Below are 18,996 nucleotides of genomic sequence, written 5' to 3'. Positions count from 1 at the left end.
ATAAGTCTTACCAAAAATTAATTGCCGTATTTCTTATTCCATAAATAATACAAAATATAGCTTGGCCACCATACTATAGATAACATTAGTCGAGAATGTGGTACGTTTTCTACAGCTTTTGACCATTTTTCTCCTATAAAGTGAGAATAAGTATCAAATAAGATTGAATTTTTTAATCTTATTTTGAAGCAAAAATCCCGATCTAAAAATATTCGTGCATGCCATCTGCTTCCATTAGGATTAACTACTCGTAATCTTCTTCCTGATTTTGTTAATCCACCTTCTAAATACTTAGCCAAATATATTACTTTATCAACGTATATAACATGATAGTTCTTTGTTAAAAGATACCACATTGCACCTTCTGCAACAAAATTTTCATTTTTGTAAATTGGAAAATTCTCTTGCGTAAATAAACTAGTCCGAAAGGTTTCACAATGGTCTCCGGATACTCCTTCATTAGCCATTTCAGCAAAAGTCGATTCCTTAATTCCATTAATCTTATTATCAAATTTTTGTTGATTGTCTAACCAACCCTTTTGAAAAATTATACTCCCTATATTCTTATCATGTTCATATTCTCTCCAATAATCCAGAATTACTTCTACTGCCTTACTTATTAAAATATCATCGCTATCAACAATAACTACATATTTTCCTTGTATATATTGATGAGAATAGTTTAATGCAGTATGTTTTCCACCATTTTTTTTATAAAAATAATCTATCTTAAAATGATACGAATCCTTATCGAGTCGTTCAAACCACTGTTCAGTCCCATCATTGCTTCCGTCATCAATTATTAACCATTGGAAGTTAAACACTGTTTGATTATTTAAGCTTTTTATCAATTTTTTAATTTGTTCCAATCGATTAAAGCACGGCGTTAAAATTGTTAATTCTGGCATTTTATCGCCTCCGCATAGACTCTCATAAATTTTTTCCTAAATAAGTTTATGTCGGCGAATTTTTTAGATGTTAACAATGCTCCTTGAGCCTTTTTCTTATATATCTCAGGGTCAATTAGATTAAAATAACTATCTGAATATTTTTCAGGATTAAATTCACTAATTAAATCCCCACAAGTTGTGTTTATAATAGTTTTCAGCCCACCAACGTTACTAGCGATAACAGGTTTGCCTAAAGCTAGCATTTCCAACGCTGACAAACCAAATCCTTCATATTTTGAAGGCATTATACAAATTTTTGCTTTTTTCATATAAGGATATGGATTTGCTTTGAAGCCTATTAATTTAACATTATTAGATAATTTATTAGTTTGAATGTAATTATCAACTTTATTTTTAAGCTCTCCGCGTCCTATAATTATAGCTTTAACATTCGGTTGGTGTTTTTTTATTTCTTTTATTATCTTACAAAAAAATAATGGGTTTTTCTGTGATGTTAGCCTTCCCACTAGACAAATATCACTACTAACACCACCATTACCATTAGACAATTGCTTGATTCTATTTATATTAATAACGTTCGGAATTATTATTGCCTTACTTTTTAATTCTTTACTACCAAATTCATCAATAATGGCAGGAGAAACACATACAACTTTATTAATTCTCCGTAAGGCCAATTTATACAAAATAGCCCTTGGATCAAATCCTTTTTTAATCCAAGTCGGATTACTATGTAAATGTGAGATAACAGGTACTTTAGGGGAAGCCATTACCGTCAGTATGCTCATAGAAAAATCTGAAGCATGAATGATATCAGGTTCAATATCATCTATTACTTTTTTTACAGATTTAAGATTCGGTTTATCCAAAGCGATAAAACGCTGTCCTCTAGTTTTAACTACCTGCTTAATAGGGCCATCTGGTGAAGCATAGTATGTTTCATACTCATCCGGCAAAAGTTGCATTAAAGTTAAAATCACGTTTTCGGCACCAGAATATTTATGGCTTTTTAATAGAAATAAGATTTTCATAAATTTAACTCCGATTGTCTATTAATTTTGCATAGGCATTATCAACTTTATTTAAACAACTTGATAGATAATATTTATCACTAAAAATACGATAGCTCTGCTTACCCATCTTTTTTATTATTCCAGGATTATTTATAATAAAAGTGAGCTTATCAATAAGTTCACTTTTAGAGGTAAATAAGAAACCATTAATATTGTTTTCTACCAATTCTGAGTTTCCACCTACATTTGTTGCTAAAACAGGTAATCCATAACTCATAGCTTCTATAATACTAATTGGTAACCCTTCGTAATGAGTAGACAATATATATATATCATTATTAATGAGGTATTCACTTATATCGTCTTTAAATCCTACAAATTTAACATTATTAGTTAGCCCATATTGAGAAACTAATTTTTTATTATATTGCAATGTTTCACCATTACCTACAAAGGTTAATTCATAACTATCTTTAGGTAATTTTGCAACTGCTTTAATCAAAGTTTCATGATCTTTCTGAGGTGAAAATCTAGCAACCATAACTAATCGGATTGGTGAATGCACAGAATAATTAACATTATTTTCTCGTGGTGCCTTTGATCCATTATGGATAACCCTTACATTGCTATTTGTATTCAGCACTCCATCTCTCATACCAATCTTTTCATCATAATTAGAAACACAAATAAACAAGTCAGTAAAACCACTAACTACTTTTTCAACATTTCTAAATAATTTTCTCTTAAATGCAGATGGTATTCCATCAGTAAACGACCATCCGTGGACCGTAAATACTACCTTAGTTTTTATACCTTTACAAGCAATTCTCCCAATTATACCTGCCTTAGAAGAATTAAGATGAACAATGTCGGGCTTTATTTTTTTTACTAATTTCCGCACCTTGAAAATTGATTCAAAATCATTCAGCGGGTCTATATTCCTTTTAACTGATTCAACTATAAATACCTTTACACCTAATTTACTAACTTTATCAGAAAGCTTTCCTTGAGACCCAACAACTAAATATACCTCATTGCCTCTAAATTTTTCGTATTTACACAATTCATATACGTAACGAGAGGCACCTCCCCATTCAGAAGTTGTAATAAAATAGAGTATTTTCTTCATCTTATCTAGCTCCATCACCCGTAAAAATAATTCTAAATGTTTTCAAAGCAATTTTGAAATCGAACTTTAAGGAATAATGTTCAATATAATAATTATCTAATTTAGATTTTTCATTAGGATTAAGATCATATCCTCCATTAACTTGAGCATAACCAGTTAATCCGGGAATAATTCGTAAGCGGCGCGGAAAATCCGGCCATTCTTCATAAAATTTCTGAGTAAGAACAAATCGCTCCGGCCGCGGACCAACTAAGCTCATATCCCCCTTAATGATGCTCCAAAACTGTGGTAATTCGTCAATCCGCGTCTTCCGCATAAAACACCCAACTGAAGTAACCCGTGGATCATTTTTTTTCGCCCAAACAGCACCAGTCTTCTTTTCGGCATCATTACGCATTGACCTTAATTTAACAATTGTAATTGGCTTACCCAAGTAACCAACTCGTTTCTGCTTAAAGAACACCGGACCCTTTGAATTTAAATTAATTAAAATTGCAAAAATGAAAATAATTGGTAAACTAATAATCCCAAAAATCACTCCAAAGACAACATCACAGATTCTCTTACCAACCAACTTCGACTTAGGAAATGGTTTCCCAATATGTTTCAAGAATGTGTAACCGTTCTCTGGACTGGCTGTCTTCTCTACTGAAGCTTGCAAAATAATCCTCCTGCTAGTTTTCTGAATAATACTTCCAATAATTGCTTAGGCCATCGTGAAGCGACCACTGCGGTTCAAAGCCAATTTTCTTAAGCTTAGAAACATCTGCACGTGACTTACTAATGTCACCCTGACGAGCTTCTTTCTGAATAATGTTTAACTTTTTTCTCGCAATATCCTCATATGTATGAACGACATCAATCAATGGTGTTTCGTTACCATTTGCAATATTATACACAGTTGGCTTGTCTGTCTCTTCTGAAATCTTAATCAGTGCATCGACAACATCTTCAACATAAACAAAATCGCGGGTTTGAGATCCATCGCCGTAAAGGACAAATGGCTTATTTTCTTTAAGGCATTTTGTCACAATTGATAGGACGCCGGAATATTCCGAATTTGGGTTCTGTCTTGGTCCATAAACGTTGAAAAAGCGAACAGCAACTGTCGGTATGTCATATAGTTTACCGAAATCAACCGTATAACGTTCAGAAGCATATTTATCAATTGCATAGGGGGTAAGGGGATCTACATGCGATTCTTCTGTCTTCGGAAAGTCTGCAGCATTTCCATAAACTGCAGCTGAAGATGTAAACAAGAACTTTTTAATTGGCAAGTGGTTAGTCCGGATAAACTCTAATGTATTTATTACCGATTCCTGATTTACAAGGTGTGTATACCAAGGCCGAACAATCGAATCTGCAACACTGGATACCGCAGCCAAATAATATATGTAGTCAAAGTTCCATTTTAAAAGAAGCTTATGCATAAAGTCTTCATCGCAAACATTATGTTTGAAAAAGGTTATCTTATCACTAATATCTGAGAGGTTCTGCAAACGCCCCATCGATAAATCATCTACAATAACGACTTTACTATTATTCCTAACAAGTTTGTGAGCTAAAGTTGAACCTATAAAACCAGCCCCACCGGTTATTAATACTTTAATCATAGAATCCCCCATTAATTAACTAAAATATCCAAAACCTCTTCTTTTTCTTCACAGCTCTTACCACGTTCTGTGGGACATCATCCCCATTAATAATTGCCCGGGCATTCGTCGCATAACGTTTTGCAAGCCCTTCGCCAAACTCGCGACGCAGCTTTTCAAACGCTTGTCGCATCTCATACTTCCGTCCTGGCAGGTCATGGGCATCCGAAGCAAATACATAGCCCTGACCGGCCGCAATCAGTTGCTTGCTAAAACGTTCAACCTTCTTACCAAAGGTTCCCACATACGAGCTCGCCGTTATCTGCGACAGACATCCCTTTTCCAGCAGCTCGTGCAGTAATTCTGGTCTTGCCATAATCATCGTGTTCCGCTCCGGGTGGACAATTACCGGAATGATTCCCCGCTGTTGCAAGTCAAAAATCATCTGACCAGTGTAATGCGGCACATCGTCATCCGGGAACTCTAGCATCAAATACCGGTTACCAGTATCGGCAAACAAAATATCGTCCTTATCCAACGCCGTCAGCAAATCACCGTTGATTCGCACTTCCTGTCCCGGAAAAACCGTCAGCGGAATCTGGTGTGCGTCAATCTCTTTTTGAAAAGCCGCTGTCCGCTTTATAACGTCCTGCTTATGGTTCACGTAACGACCATTCATATGGTGCGGCGTCAACAACGCATGCGTTATCCCGTTTTCCGTTGCCTCCCGGGCGAGACGGAGCGAAATCGCCGTGCTTTTCGAACCATCATCGATGCCAGGTAACAGGTGGCAGTGCAAATCCACCATGACCATTACTTATCACCTTCACCATAACCATATCCATAGCCGTAACCGTAGCCATATCCGTAGGCACTATCGCCCTTGTTATCAACGGCGTTCATCACGTATCCCAGTAGGTTAGCATGGGCCATCTTCAGAAGTTCAACCGACCGCCGTGCGGCCATCTTTTGGGTGCTCCCCTGCCGAATGACCATCACAACGGCATCCAGGCTATGGGAAATCACTTGGGTATCCGTAACTTCCAGCATTGGTGGCACATCCAGGATTACCAGGTCATAATTTTCCCGGACGGCTTTCAAGAAGGTCTGCATCCGGTGAGAGCCTAACAATTCTGCCGGGTTCGGTGGGATTGGCCCACTTGATAAGAGGTCGAGGCCATCAATCTCGCTTGGCTTAATAATCCGCGCTAAGTCGATGGAGTGTTCCTGGCTGTTTAGGATTGAAGTCAGTCCTTCCCGACCATCAATCCCAAAGGTGCGGCTCAACGTCGGCCGCCGTAAGTCGGTGTCGACTAGCAGAACATGCTTCCCATTTTGGGCAAAAACCACGGCCATATTATCAGCGACCGTCGATTTTCCTTCAGAAACATTGGCGGAGGTGAATGCTAAGGTCTTGATTGTTTTATCAATCGACATGAAACTAATGTTAGTCCGAATTGTCCGGAACTGTTCGGAAATAACACTCTTCGGGTGGACAGCAGTAATTAGCTTAACCCCGTTATCCATTGTGTCGGTTGAATTCTTATTTTTGCGGTGAAATAAAGACATTTTCTGACCTCCTTAAACCCGACGCCTTGCGCTTGTATTTGAACGCTGTTTACTGTTAAGTGTTTCCTTTTTCCGGTCAAGATGAATGTGATCGATGTGTCCCAGGTTCGTTAACCCTAACTCATCAACCATGAATTCATCAGAGTTAACCGCGGTATCCATCAGTTCCTTGATAATCAAGTAAATAAAGGAAGCTAAAAGTCCCAAGATTGCCCCGGCCAGGGTGAACAACTTAACGTTCGGGAAGGACGGCGCAGATGGTGCCGATGCCCGCGACACAATCGTGACGTTGTTGACACTCATCATCTTCTTGATCCGCTTCTTGAAGACGGACGCAATCGTGTTGGCGGTTGCTGCTGACTTCTGTGGGTCATCGGTCGTTACCGCTACTGAAAAGACTTGCGAATTCTGTTCGTTACTGATCTTGATGCCCTTTTTCAGTTGACTAGCGGGAACATTGTAATTGCGACCATATTCCTTAGCCACCTGACTACTACTATTCAGCTCATTACTGGTCTGCTCCAAGATCACGTTATTCGTGATGATGTCCTTGTAGGTATTGATGATCTGGACATCGGCCTGCTGGTCGTTATATGCCTGACCGTTGCTATTACTGTGCTTTTGGTTGACCAGTATTTCTGTATTAGCCGTATATTTCGGAATTACCGCAAACTTTGCCACGGCAAAGCCTAACACGGCAATCAAGACTGTCCATAAAATCAGCATCAGGTAATTATTGCGAATAATCACCAGTAACCGGTGAAGGTCAATCGTATTCGTTGCTTCGTTTTGTGAATCCGTCATTGTCTACTCCTTAATTTTTCAAACTATTCTGGAGCAGGGTCGTTACCCGCTCCTGTTCGGCACTTGGTACTACTTCAAAGTCCTGGCCATCATCGTTTTGGCCCCGTCCTTGGGCGTGGTCTTGGACCACCTTGGCATTTGCCTGGCGGTAGTCCTTGGCTAGCGTGACCATATTCTTAAAAGTCAGGTCTGTTTGTGAACTGTCAGCAATTGACTTTAAGAATTGCCGGTTGAGAACCGTCTCATAAGAGATGGACTTCTTCAATAAAGCGGTGATGATCAACCGTTGCCGTTGTTGCCGTCCGTAGTCACCCTGCGGATCGTCATAACGCATCCGGCTAAACTTCAACGCGTTCTTCCCATTCAGATGATAGGTCGTTCCCTTCTTGAAGGAAACACCACCGTATGTGAAGGTCAGTGGTGACTTTACATCAACCCCACCAACCTGGTTAATTGCCTTTTCCAGGCCGCCCATATTGACCAGGACGTAGTAATCGATTGGGATATTGAAATGCTGGTGAACAACCTTGACACTCTCTTTTACCCCGCCAAATGTGTAGGCGGCGTTGATCTTAGCCGGTGACTCATCAGGGTAACCAGGGAGGTCGACCTTCATGTCCCGCGGCAGGCTGACGATCGTGGTCGTCTTCTTCTTGGGATTAAGGGTCATTACCATCATGGTATCTGTCCGCCCCTTGTAGTTTCGCCCAAGGGCCCCTGTATCAGTCCCCAGTAAGAGGATCGATACCGGCCGCCGCTTTGCAAGCACCTTATCGGCATCACGCTGTTTAGTGATGCCGGCGCTGTTGTACATGTCATTCGTCGTGACTTTCAGGTTTCGCCATGCAATTGTTGCAAAGAAAATCGCAAAAAGCAGGAGAATCCCCACGGCCCACCAAAAGATATTCTTCAGTATCCGTCGCCGGTGGTGGTGACGATGATGGCGGTGGTGGTGGTGATGACGAACAACTTGTTCATTCAACGACTGCTGACCCGCTAATTCATCTTTAGTATCATTGTTCTCTGACATCGACTGTCTTCTCCTAATTTCTTCGTATACGTAAAAACACTTTTAATAATTTTTTAACAACTTATATTTTATTCCTCCTGGTCACGACTTACAAATCACCAATAATTTAAGGTTTGGGTATTTTGAAATCCAATTTTTCAGTTGATAATTAAATTACTTTACCTATTTAAGTGGGTGCAATATCATGCTAACGGGCTTAAAATGATATTGCTACGGTGCCAAAATTAATTTTTCGCCACCGATAAGAAAAGGCAAAATTTTTTAAAATTCATTTAATTTAACGTCCGATAAGGAGGCTTTCTAGGCAAAAATTACTCCTTCAATATGCCAATTTATGTCTTACCACGTAATCTTTTGGTGCATACAAAAAAGCCAGCCGTTAAGCTAACTTAAAATAATTATTCCATATTTTCTAACCGGTTTTCCTATTTGTATATCATCTCACTGTCCTAAACTTACTCCGGTCCTTATGACCCCAGAATTGGAAAAGGTCGGTCCGCAAAGCACCATTATACAGCTTCCGCCGCTTGGTTGCCTTTGCCCCGTAGTACTTCTCAAATTCCAAATCGGCGGTCAAAATGTACTTGCTCCAGGTCGTCAGTGGTCGGTAGAGCTCCCCCATCTGCCGGTACAATTCGTGGACGGCCGCATGGTCACTCAGCCGTTCCCCGTATGGCGGGTTGGCCACGATGACCCCGTTATACTTGTCAGTCCGCCAGTCCTTTAGCGCCAATTGCTTAAAGGTAATGTCATGGGTCAATCCAGCGGCCCGACAGTTCTCTTCAGCAATCTCCACCATGTTTTGGTCAATATCATAACCATGGATGTCGAGTTTGACATCATAATCCGCCTTATCATCAGCCTCATCACGGACGTCATCAGATAAGCCCGCTGGCATCAAGTTAACCCACTGCTCACACGCAAAGGCCCGGTTGATCCCCGGAGCAATGTTATGTCCCAGTAAAGCGGCCTCGATTGGAATCGTTCCTGAACCACAAACCGGATCCACAAACGGGTTATCAGGAAACCAGTGGGCAAGCATCACCAACGCTGCCGCCATGTTTTCCTTCAAGGGAGCGCCCCCTTTATTCTTCCGGTAGCCCCGCTTGAACAGGCTCTCTCCCGTCGTATCCAGGGTCAACATTACCTGGTCCTTGTTAATTACAACTTCTAGCGGGTACAGGTTCCCTGTTTCTGGCAACCGTGTCCGCCGGTGATACACCCTGCTCAGCCGCTGGACAATTGCCTTTTTTACGATCGCCTGAACGCTGGGAACATTATGGAGCTGAGAATGGTGACTGCGGCCCTCCACCGGGAATTCGGCATCGACCGGGAGGAATTCTTCCCAGGGCAACGCCGTCGTGTTTTCAAAGAGCTCATCAAAGGTCCGGGCAGGAAACTCGCCGACAATAATCTTGATCCGGTCCGCCGTCCGGAGCCACAGGTTGGTGGTTAAAATGTCCCGCATGTCGCCGGTAAAGCGCACCCGGCCGTTTTCAACCTTGGCTTCGTAACCTAACTGGCGGAGTTCCTTGCCGACCAGGGCCTCAATCCCGGCCGCCGCCGTTGCCATTAATTGATATTTTTGCAAAATCAAATCTCCTCGTTATTCAATGTTAACCCTATTTTACCCGATGAGCATAAAGAATGCTAATACTGGTCCTCCTGCATCGTTGCTGGCCAGCCGACAATTGCCTGCCGCTTATCCAAGCTTTCCAGCAGCCGCACATCAGCCGGGGCTAAGGTAAAATCAAAAATCGCTAAGTTATCTGCCATATGCTGCGGGTCCAGGGCCTTTGGAATCACAACGATCCCTTCCTGGTTTAAGAAGCGCAGGGTAACCTGGGCCGGTGTCCTATGGTAACGCGCCGCCACCTTCTGCAAAACCGGCTGATCCAAAAAGCCGGGCTGGTTCTCACCCAGTGGTGCATAAGACTCGTGAACCATCCCCCTGCTCATCAAATAGGCGTGCATCCGCTTTTGCTGCCAGAGCAGGTGGGTTTCAATCTGGTCAATCGCCGGGGCCACGGTTGCTCCATCGATAATCGCTTGGACCTGGGAAGCGTTGAAGTTACTGAGGCCGATTGCCGCACCTTGCCGTCCTGGTAGGCGTCTTCTAGTGCCCGGTAGGTCTCGTCATCGTTCCCGGTCGGCCAGTGGATGATCACCAGGTCAAAGTAGTCATGGTTAAACCGTCGCAACGATTCGTCTAAGCCTGCCTTGGTGGCCGCGTAGCCACTAGTCTGCACCTTGGTGGTGACAAAGACCTGGTCTCTGGCCAGCCCACTCTCAGTCAAGGCCTCGCCGACCTCAGCCTCGTTGCCATAATACTGGGCCGTGTCAATTAGGCGGTACCCCGTCTGCAGGGCCAAGAGGACATTTTTCGTTGTCTCCTCCGGTGCCGTTTGGTAGGTTCCGTACCCCACTGCGGGCATGATAATCCCGTTATTTAGTTTAACCTCCTTCATTATTACCATCCTATTCCCAAAAATCTTCAAAGTCCCGTGACGCCGCCGTCGTGCTATCCGCCTGAACTACGTTGCCCTTGACAATCTTCAAATCATCATTTTCCGCCGCAAAGTGGTAGCTAATCCCCCTTTGCTTTTCATAATCGACGGTGGTCACCTTTCCAGAAAAGTACCACTCATCACTAAAATCGATGTAGTAGGTGACCCCAGCTTTGACCACCTTTGCGACTGCCTGACCCGGTTCAGTTGGCACTTGGTATTTGACCTTGACACCCGTCGGCCCTTTCTCCGCCACAAAGGCTAGTTGGTCTCCTTCATGGAGGCCCAAGTGGTCTTTCAACCAGCTTGCGGCATGATCAGTTACTTCTAATTTTATTTTCGTCCCACCTTTTTTATTAAATTTAACATATCTAGTCAGTAATCGGAAACGATTCCCACTAGACGCAAAAAGTCTTCAGCATTCGAATGAATTCGGACCGTACAATACCCCTTAGTCTGTTTTAAAGTGTAAACTTGACAGGGCACAGTACCGAAATCTTTACACTGAAATGTAATTAATCATGGAAATTAAATTATTTACTTAACAATTAGGACGTCACAGGAGGAATGCCGAACGACATAACCGCTATGTGATCCCTGAATCATTTTCTCAACTACATTAATGCCAGTATTTCCTAATATGATTAAATCAATTTGATTTTCTTGGGGAAACTCTTTAGCCAATATGACCTTGATGTTTCCAACTAAAACCTTACTAACAACATTAAGTTTTTGAGCCTGTGCTTGATCAACATATGGTTTAATTCTTTGCGTGATTTGATTATACAGATCTCGATAAAAATCTTCATTAACACCAAAAGAAGAATCCATACCACGATCACGATTAACAATCCAAATTATATAAAGTGTAGCTGATAAAGATTTTGATAAATCACATCCTACCTTAAAAGCTCGATCAGCTTGTTCTGAACCATCTAAGCCAACTAATATTCGCTTATAAGTCATATGTCATTCTCCCTTTTTATCCTTAATAGTTGCATGGCGTCTACCATAGCCAAAGTAAATAGCCATACCGATTGCCAGCCAAACTACAAATCGTAGCCAAGTTTCCCAATTTAGTCCGGCTATAAGCGTAATACAAAAAATAATTGCAATAATTGGGGTAATTGGAACTCCTGGTGCCCGAAAGCCTCGATGGATTTCAGGATGGGTACGACGCATTAGAAGAACTCCGGCAGAAACTAAAATAAAAGCAGTTAAAGTTCCGATATTGACCAATTCTGATAAAATATTTAAATTGATAAATCCACTTGCTAACGCTGTAATAATTCCAAAAAACCAAGTTCCTTTAAAGGGAGTTTGATGTTTTTGATCGACTTGACCAAAGAATTTGGGAAATAGACCATCTCTCGACATTGAGTAACTAATTCTTGATTGCCCATATAGTTGAACCAAAATAACGGTAGTCATGCCTAAAATAGCCCCCACGCTAACAATAATGGATAACCAAGTTTGTCCCGTTTTGGCTAAAACAGCTAAAATAGGAGCATTTAAATACTTAATAAAAATAGTATATTTAACAACACCAGTCATAGTCAATGTCATAATGATATAAAGTATCGTTGAAATTAATAATGACAGTAAAATTCCCCGTGGTAATGTCTTACTAGGATTGATAGTTTCCTCAGCACTGGAAGATACGGCATCAAATCCGATGAAAGAGAAGAACACAATAGATGCAGCTGGAATAATACCAGATGCAGTTCCATTGTGATAAGAATACCAACCAAATGGACTAAAAGGATGCCAATTTTGTGGCTTAATAAACCAAATTGTACAAATAATAAATAAAACAATAACTGCTAGTTTAACTAGAACCATTGTGTCATTAACTCGCTTAGTTTGAGTAATCCCAATTGAAATAATCCAAGTAATAACTAGGACAATTAAAAAGGCTGGTAAGTTAAAAATTGTATTGACTCCAGGAGTTGTTCCTATTGCAGCAGTTAATAAGGTGGGAATACGGATTCCCATATTACTTAATAAATTAGTAAAATAACCAGACCAACCAACTGAAACAGTTGCCGCGCCAAGAGCATACTCTAAGATTAAATCCCATCCAATAATAAAAGCAATAATTTCACCAAATGCAATGTATGAATATGTGTAGGCGGATCCGGCAACCGGAGCCATTGAAGCAAATTCAGCATAGCATAATCCAGCAAAGCCACAACATATAGCTGCCATAAAAAATGATAAAGCCAAGGCAGGCCCAGCTGTTAGGGCTCCTTTACCAGTTAGAACAAAGATTCCAGTCCCTATGATGGCACCAATACCTAAAAAAGTTAGATCCCAAGTTTTTAAGGTGCGCTTTAAAGGTGAGGCGTGTTTAACAAGATCATTAATATCTTTTTTACGGAATAATGATGACATATGTTCACTTTCTTTCCTTTTTCTAATCATTTTATCATTTTTTTGTAATTTGTAAAGAAAGTAACGTGTGATTAATTTTTCCGTCGTTGAATATGTTCCTATTCAAAACACCCCCTAGAGATGACACTTTTATTATTTCTACGAATAGTCAAGGGTCCGTCTGAAAACTTTATTTCAGGCGAATCAGAATCGCCGCCAAGTAAACGCGTTCTAAATAAACGTGAGCTAACTTGTCATAGCGGGTCGCAATTCGCCAGAAGTTCTTCAGTTGATTGAAGAAGTTTTCAATTAAGTGCCGTTCACGATACACGTAGTAGTCCACCGGCCATTTCTCTTTAGCGTTACTCTTGGGCGGAATGGTATAGGTGCCTTCCTCAGCTTCCAAGTATTGGCGAAAAGCCTCACTGCCATAGGCTTTATCCGCAATCACATTGACGCCGGCAATTTTTAACTGACTGATTAAGGGTTGCGCAACTTGACTGTCGTGAACTTGACCACCCGTGAGGATCATTTTGAGCGGGTTCCCCAGGCCATCAACGACGACATGAATTTTGGTCGTGAGGCCCCCGGCACTGCGGCCGATCGCTTGATTTTCTACTGTGCAGCGGGATTTTTTTGAGCCCCAGTGCCCTTTTGATGGACCCGAATGGTCGTCGAGTCCAGGCTGACATTTTCCATGTCGGGATCGTCGTCCTCACAAATGATTTTGAAGATCTGTTCGAAGAGACCACTATCCGTCCACTTTCGGAACCGGCTATAAACGGTTTTCCAAGAACCAAACTCGGTAGGCAAGTCTCGCCAGGGTGAGCCGACCTTGAGTTGCCAGAGCACGGCATTTAAAGCCGCTCGATTACTTAACTTGGGTGGTCGACCAGTGGTATAGGCGGGAAAGAGCTTTTCAATTTGCTGCCACTTTTCATCAGAGATGGCGTGTCGATTAGTGGTTAATGGAGGCTTAGTCATGCGGTGATTCCTCATTTCTTGTTTTTTAACCAGATTATACCGGAACTTTGGCTAAAAAGCTTGTTTTAAGACAGACCCTACTTATGAATCGAAAAAAGTTGAATAAACGTTTGCCTTCGCTTGCGTTTTCGGTATTAATGCTAATGACGTTTGGAAACCTAGGGACATCGATGGCCTTTGCTTTGCAGAGTGCTAACATGGGGCGGATCTTCCAAACCCTGGGGGCGGACCCAACCAAGCTAGGATGGTTTTTCATCCTGCCGCCATTAGCAGGGATGGTTGTTCAACCACTGGTCGGCTACTTTTCCGACCGGACCTGGATTCCTAAAATTGGGCGGCGGCTCCCTTACTTGATTTTAGGGACGATTGTGGCTGTCATTGTGATGTGCCTGTTGCCGAACTCCGGCTCGTTTGGTTTCAAGACTTCGACTGCGCTATGGTTCGGCGCGGTAGCCATCCTATTTATGGACCTGTCTTCAAATATGTCGATGCAGCCATTCAAGATGATGATTTCTGACATGGTAAACGATGAACAAAAGGACCAGGCTTGGTCATGGCAGACGATTTGGGGAAACATCGGGTCCGTTGCCGCTGACCTCTTCCCGTTTTTGTTGACCTGGATTGGGGTTAAGAATGTTGCAGCTAAGGGTGAATTACCAGATTCTGTTAAGTGGTCATTCTATATTGGAGCTGCGATTTTAGTTGTTTCATCAATCTTTACTATTTGGAAAGTTGACGAATATGACCCAGAGACTTATGCCAAGTACCACGGCTTAGACCAAAATGCTAATATCAGTGAAAACTTCTTCACAATTGTTAAACACGCGCCCAAGGTTTTCTGGACGCTGGGAATTGTTGAATTCTTCTCTTGGACTGGTTTCCAATACCTGTGGACTTATGGTGCAGGGACGGTGGCCCAAAACATCTGGCACACTACGAATGCTTCTAGCGCTGCTTACCAAGCGGCCGGGAACTGGTTTGGTGTCCTGTCTGGTGTTGAAGTCGGGGTAGCAATTATTTACGGATTGGTTTTGCAAAAGCTGAATGACCGAATTCGGAAACCTGCCTACGCCTTAGGAATGGTCCTGGGTGCCCTCGGCTTCTGGGGCTTGTCTGTTGCGCCGACTAAGCTATTATCGTTCGTTGCTTTTATTGGTATCGGGATGTGCTGGGTTACGATCAACTCCATCCCGTTCACTATCCTGACGAATGCCCTGGATGGTAAGCATGATGGTACTTACATGGGGTTATTCAACTGCTGGATCTGCTTCCCGCAGATTGTTGCTTCTGTTTGCTCCTTTGCTCTTTATCCGTTATTGGGCAACTACATGCCACACATGCTGGTCGTAGCTGCTGCCCTAGCACTGATTGGGGCATTTGCGGTTTACGTTGTCAAGGAAACCTCTGTTGAAAAGGGAGATATTGACTAATGAAACTTGCTGCTATCTACCACCGGCCAGAAAGCGAAATGGCCTTTCTTTATGACTCTCAGACGATGCATATCCGTTTACGGACTGCTAAAGATGACGTAAAAGCGGTCCAGCTATTGCACGGTGACCCTTACAGTCTTCGCAGCCTGGCGGGAATTAAACCGCCATTTTATACCAAACCGACGCCGATGAAGAAAATCTTGTCTGATGACCTCTATGATTATTGGCAGATTGCGGTTACCGAGCCGAAAAAGCGCTTGGCGTATGCCTTTGACATCACTGGCGCTGATGGGACGAGGACGGTTTATACCGACCGGGGCTACCTTCAGCCAGATGACCACGCGGCCTTGAATGATTTAAATACCTACTTTCGGATGCCCTTCTTCCAAGAGATTGATATGTTTCACGCTCCAGAATGGGTAAAGAAAACGGTTTGGTACCAGATTTTCCCCGAGCGCTTTGCCAATGGTGATCAGTCCAACGACCCTGCTGGTACTAAAAAGTGGAATGCCAATGACCATCCTGGTCGTCAGGATTTCTATGGCGGTGACTTGCAGGGTGTACTGGACCACCTTGACCACCTTCAAGCATTGGGTGTCAATGGGATCTACTTTAACCCGCTTTTTAAAGCCCCTTCTAACCATAAGTATGATACAGAAGACTATTACCAGATTGACCCCCACTTTGGTGACGCCGCCTTATTTAAGGAAGTAGTTGCCCAGGCTCACAAGCGGGGGATTAAGGTAATGCTAGATGCCGTCTTTAACCATATTGGTGATAAGTCGCCGCAGTGGCAGGACGTCCTTAAAAACGGCCAAAACTCGAAATATGCTGATTGGTTCCATGTTAATAAGTTCCCAGCAACTTACACGCCGACCAAGAACTTTGAATTTACCCCGGATGCAACTTACGATACCTTTGATTACACACCGCATATGCCGAAACTCAATACAGCTAACCCAGCAGTGCAGGATTACTTGTTGGGAATTGCCAAATATTGGATTGAGGAATTTGATATTGATGCTTGGCGGCTGGATGTGGCCAATGAAATTGACCACCACTTCTGGAAGAGGTTCCACCAGGAGACAACGGCCCTCAAACCAGATTTTTATATCCTAGGTGAGATTTGGCATACTTCGCAGGCGTGGCTGAACGGGGACGAGTTCAGCGGGGTTATGAATTACAGTTATACAGGTGCTATTTTGGATCATTTCATTAATCATCGGATTAGCGCGGAACAAATGATAGACCATCTGAGTAATCAGTTGATGAAGTATCGTGACCAGACTAACCAGATGATGTTTAATGTTTTAGATTCACATGACACTGCCAGGATTATGACCCAGGCTCGTGGTAACCGGGATCTGGTCAAGGAAACCTTTGCCTTTACCTTCTTGCAGCCTGGTACACCGTCGATTTATTATGGTACCGAGTACGGCATGGATGGCGATAATGACCCAGACTGTCGGAAACCGATGAATTGGGTGCCAGATGATGATGGTCAGGATATGTTTACTTTCTTTAAAAAGTTAGTGGCATTGCGACGGAACAATGCAGACTTGATTGAAGGCGGCATGGTTGTTCTTAAAGTCTTGCCGACAGGACTGGTGGAAATTTCTCGTATGGGTGCCGGAAAGGTTCTTACGGGGATTTTCAACACTACGAATTTACCAATTAAATGCTTAAGTACCGGTCGGTTACTTCTTAGCCAGGGCGTACAGGATCACCAATTGATGCCAAATGGGTTTGTGATTACAATGAAATAGCAAGTCTGAACTTAGTAAAGGTTAATTCTTGAAGTGAACCCTGCAAGTTGGACACTTTAATCTAGGCAACTTTCTCTAAGGCAAGATTCCGCCTATCAATTACAGAAATTGAAAAAATTAGGTTACTCTGATTTATTCATAAAAATGGTTCTACAATTTTAAGTACTGATGGATTTAACATCAGTGCTTATTTTGGTTTAAATTTAAAATAAAAAACGAAAGATGGCTGACCCCCGTCTTCGTTTAAGAAAGGACCATCTTTCATGGATAATTCTATCAGAACTGCTCTCGGAATTAAAGACACTCATCTTGAACTTGATACCAATACTAAAGAAGACTCGATTGCCGATCACGGCGATTATATTGTGGTCCATCTTGTTCAATCCTACCCCATGCATTGTCCTCATTGTGGCCGGCTAATGTACAAGAATGGCATTAAAATCGTTAACTATCATGGGGCAGGCCTTCATTACAAGCCGACTGTTTGGTCGATTAAAAAGCAGAAGTATATTTGCCCAGCTTCTCCTCAATGTCCACAAACAGTGACGAAATTAGCTCCGGTCGAGGATGTCCAATATCGTCAACATATCGCCACGAGTATTAAGCAACGCATTATGATGCAACTGGTTAAGAATGAATCCCAAACTGATATCGCCGATGATTTTTCTGTTTCGGGCTGGACCGTCAGGCGCGTAATTAATCACCTTGATCATGTCTTTAAGCCTAACTACCATTGGCTTCCCCGTCATATTGCCTTCGATGACTTTCATTCTGGTCGCTTTGCGCCCAGCGGAATGAGCATGATTCTCGTAAACATTGAGAACCATCGAACGCTCGATATCATTCTTTCACGCCGGAGTAGCTTTCTTCGCAATTACTTCCTGCGTTATAGTCACCGCGCTCGTTTAGCGGTTCAAACTGTTACGGTCGATCTCTATACTCCTTACCGCCGCTTGATTCAAGAGCTATTTCCGCATGCTTTAATTATCGCGGACCACTTCCATGTCGTAGCTCAAGCTTACCGTGCCCTGAACCAAACTAGGATTAAAGTAATGAACCGTGCCGGAAAAAGTTCCCGGCAATGGCGAGCTCTCAAACATTTTTGGAAACTGCTCTTAACCCCTAGTGCACTCCTCAAGTATGATAACTTTTGGCGCCGCCGCAATTTTGGTTACGCCCAGCTAACTGATATTGAGGTTATTCATCGTTTATTAGCTTTCGACGACGAGCTTAAGCAGGCCTATCAATATTACCAAGGCCTGATTCTAGCAGTTAATCATCGGAGTAAGTCAGCTCTCAACCAACTATTAGCTATCAAATGGACCGCGCTTCCCCAAGCGTTTCAGAAGGTCCAACGCACTCTGCGAACCCATCGTCAAGAAATCATCGCCAGCTTCAAATATGATCATTACACGAATGGTCCCGTTGAGGGTACAAACAATAAGATTAAAGTTATCAAACGGACTGCCTATGGCTTTCGTAACTTCTTCCACTTCCGCGTTCGTATCCTGATTTCCCTGCCGAATTCTTATATCGCCATTAATTGGCATAATAAAACAGCTCATGTCCAGGGTCAGGCAAGAGCTGCTTAGAAATTATTCAATTTATCTTATCAGTACTTCTTGACGAAGAGCCGAACTTAGTAAAGGTTAATTCTTGAAGTGAACCCTGCAAGTTGGACACTTTAATCTAGGTAACTTTCTCTAAGGCAAGATTCCGCCTATCAATTACAGAAATTGAAAAAATTAGGTTACTAAGGGATTTTTAAGCGCTCTGTCAATTAGAGCGACCGCCTTAGGATGACTTCAGTATATCATGTTTTTAAATAACTAGAGCTATTTTCTTAGTTGATTTGTAAACACGAATTGTCAACTCAAGTGCAACATGG

The 18,996-nt window shown here is 42.3% G+C and carries 17 protein-coding genes and 1 pseudogene; 3 read left to right on the top strand and 15 right to left on the bottom strand.

Translation table 11 applies throughout. The annotated features are described in order from the left end of the window. Positions 1 to 17: 17 nt before the first annotated feature. The 15 genes and pseudogenes from LKE23_RS10215 to LKE23_RS10145 all read right to left on the bottom strand — a co-directional run bounded on the left by LKE23_RS10215 (position 18) and on the right by LKE23_RS10145 (position 13,876). Entirely contained in the window at positions 18 to 908 is an 891-nt protein-coding gene (locus LKE23_RS10215; RefSeq protein ID WP_291977236.1) for a glycosyltransferase family 2 protein, read from the bottom strand. Then, complete coding sequence (locus LKE23_RS10210; RefSeq protein WP_291977235.1) at positions 896 to 1,942, bottom strand: glycosyltransferase; 1,047 nt, start codon at positions 1,940 to 1,942, stop codon at positions 896 to 898. The genes LKE23_RS10215 and LKE23_RS10210 overlap by 13 nt, the downstream gene beginning before the upstream one ends. Before the next feature lie 4 nt (positions 1,943 to 1,946). Further along, the gene (locus LKE23_RS10205; RefSeq protein ID WP_291977234.1) at positions 1,947 to 3,053 is read right to left on the bottom strand and encodes a glycosyltransferase family 4 protein; all 1,107 of its coding nucleotides are present in this window, start codon (positions 3,051 to 3,053) and stop codon (positions 1,947 to 1,949) included. A gap of 1 nt (position 3,054) precedes the next feature. Further along, the gene (locus LKE23_RS10200; protein ID WP_291977233.1) at positions 3,055 to 3,714 is read right to left on the bottom strand and encodes a sugar transferase; all 660 of its coding nucleotides are present in this window, start codon (positions 3,712 to 3,714) and stop codon (positions 3,055 to 3,057) included. Positions 3,715 to 3,727: 13 nt separating this feature from the next. Then, the gene (locus tag LKE23_RS10195; protein WP_291977232.1) at positions 3,728 to 4,666 is read right to left on the bottom strand and encodes a GDP-mannose 4,6-dehydratase; all 939 of its coding nucleotides are present in this window, start codon (positions 4,664 to 4,666) and stop codon (positions 3,728 to 3,730) included. A gap of 19 nt (positions 4,667 to 4,685) precedes the next feature. Continuing rightward, the gene (locus LKE23_RS10190; protein WP_291977231.1) at positions 4,686 to 5,459 is read right to left on the bottom strand and encodes a tyrosine-protein phosphatase; all 774 of its coding nucleotides are present in this window, start codon (positions 5,457 to 5,459) and stop codon (positions 4,686 to 4,688) included. Then, complete coding sequence (locus LKE23_RS10185; RefSeq protein WP_291977230.1) at positions 5,459 to 6,214, bottom strand: CpsD/CapB family tyrosine-protein kinase; 756 nt, start codon at positions 6,212 to 6,214, stop codon at positions 5,459 to 5,461. Before LKE23_RS10185 ends, LKE23_RS10190 begins: the two co-directional genes overlap by 1 nt. Positions 6,215 to 6,226: 12 nt before the next feature. Then, a complete protein-coding gene (locus LKE23_RS10180; protein ID WP_291977229.1) occupies positions 6,227 to 7,018 on the bottom strand; it encodes a YveK family protein in 792 nt (263 codons plus the stop codon). Positions 7,019 to 7,028: 10 nt separating this feature from the next. Continuing rightward, on the bottom strand, positions 7,029 to 8,048 hold the full coding sequence (locus LKE23_RS10175) for an LCP family protein (protein ID WP_291977228.1): 1,020 nt from the start codon (positions 8,046 to 8,048) through the stop codon (positions 7,029 to 7,031). 436 nt (positions 8,049 to 8,484) lie between these two features. Next, positions 8,485 to 9,639 (bottom strand): THUMP domain-containing class I SAM-dependent RNA methyltransferase, encoded by a 1,155-nt coding sequence (locus LKE23_RS10170; RefSeq protein WP_291977227.1) that lies wholly within the window; start codon positions 9,637 to 9,639, stop codon positions 8,485 to 8,487. Between the two features lie 59 nt (positions 9,640 to 9,698). Beyond that, positions 9,699 to 10,516, bottom strand: a pseudogene (locus LKE23_RS10165) (aldo/keto reductase). Between the two features lie 10 nt (positions 10,517 to 10,526). Further along, complete coding sequence (locus LKE23_RS10160) at positions 10,527 to 10,811, bottom strand: hypothetical protein (protein WP_053002995.1); 285 nt, start codon at positions 10,809 to 10,811, stop codon at positions 10,527 to 10,529. A 281-nt stretch (positions 10,812 to 11,092) separates the two neighbouring features. Further along, positions 11,093 to 11,521, bottom strand: coding sequence for a universal stress protein (locus tag LKE23_RS10155; protein ID WP_047767248.1), 429 nt, complete (start codon positions 11,519 to 11,521; stop codon positions 11,093 to 11,095). A 3-nt stretch (positions 11,522 to 11,524) separates the two neighbouring features. Continuing rightward, on the bottom strand, positions 11,525 to 12,949 hold the full coding sequence (locus tag LKE23_RS10150; RefSeq protein WP_291977225.1) for an amino acid permease: 1,425 nt from the start codon (positions 12,947 to 12,949) through the stop codon (positions 11,525 to 11,527). Positions 12,950 to 13,118: 169 nt separating this feature from the next. Continuing rightward, positions 13,119 to 13,876 (bottom strand): IS5 family transposase gene (locus tag LKE23_RS10145; RefSeq protein WP_404820088.1). Its coding sequence is split into 2 segments (ribosomal slippage): positions 13,119 to 13,558 and positions 13,558 to 13,876, totalling 759 coding nucleotides; the frame shifts between segments, so codons are not numbered across the junction. A 119-nt stretch (positions 13,877 to 13,995) separates the two neighbouring features. On the opposite strand from LKE23_RS10145, the gene LKE23_RS10140 reads away from it, so the two are divergent. The 3 genes from LKE23_RS10140 (at position 13,996) to LKE23_RS10130 (ending at position 18,700) form a co-directional block, all read left to right on the top strand. Next, positions 13,996 to 15,342, top strand: coding sequence for an SLC45 family MFS transporter (locus LKE23_RS10140; RefSeq protein WP_291977224.1), 1,347 nt, complete (start codon positions 13,996 to 13,998; stop codon positions 15,340 to 15,342). After that, positions 15,342 to 17,108: a glycoside hydrolase family 13 protein gene (locus LKE23_RS10135; RefSeq protein WP_291977223.1), complete on the top strand. Its 1,767-nt coding sequence runs from the start codon at positions 15,342 to 15,344 to the stop codon at positions 17,106 to 17,108. Before LKE23_RS10140 ends, LKE23_RS10135 begins: the two co-directional genes overlap by 1 nt. Before the next feature lie 263 nt (positions 17,109 to 17,371). Continuing rightward, positions 17,372 to 18,700 (top strand): ISL3 family transposase, encoded by a 1,329-nt coding sequence (locus tag LKE23_RS10130; protein WP_291977222.1) that lies wholly within the window; start codon positions 17,372 to 17,374, stop codon positions 18,698 to 18,700. Positions 18,701 to 18,996 lie beyond the last annotated feature (296 nt).

Origin of the sequence: Limosilactobacillus sp. (genome assembly GCF_022482365.1) — a bacterium.
GTDB lineage: Bacteria > Bacillota > Bacilli > Lactobacillales > Lactobacillaceae > Limosilactobacillus.
Note: the sequence above shows the minus strand (reverse complement) of the source record. Positions and strands in the feature narration are given on the sequence as shown.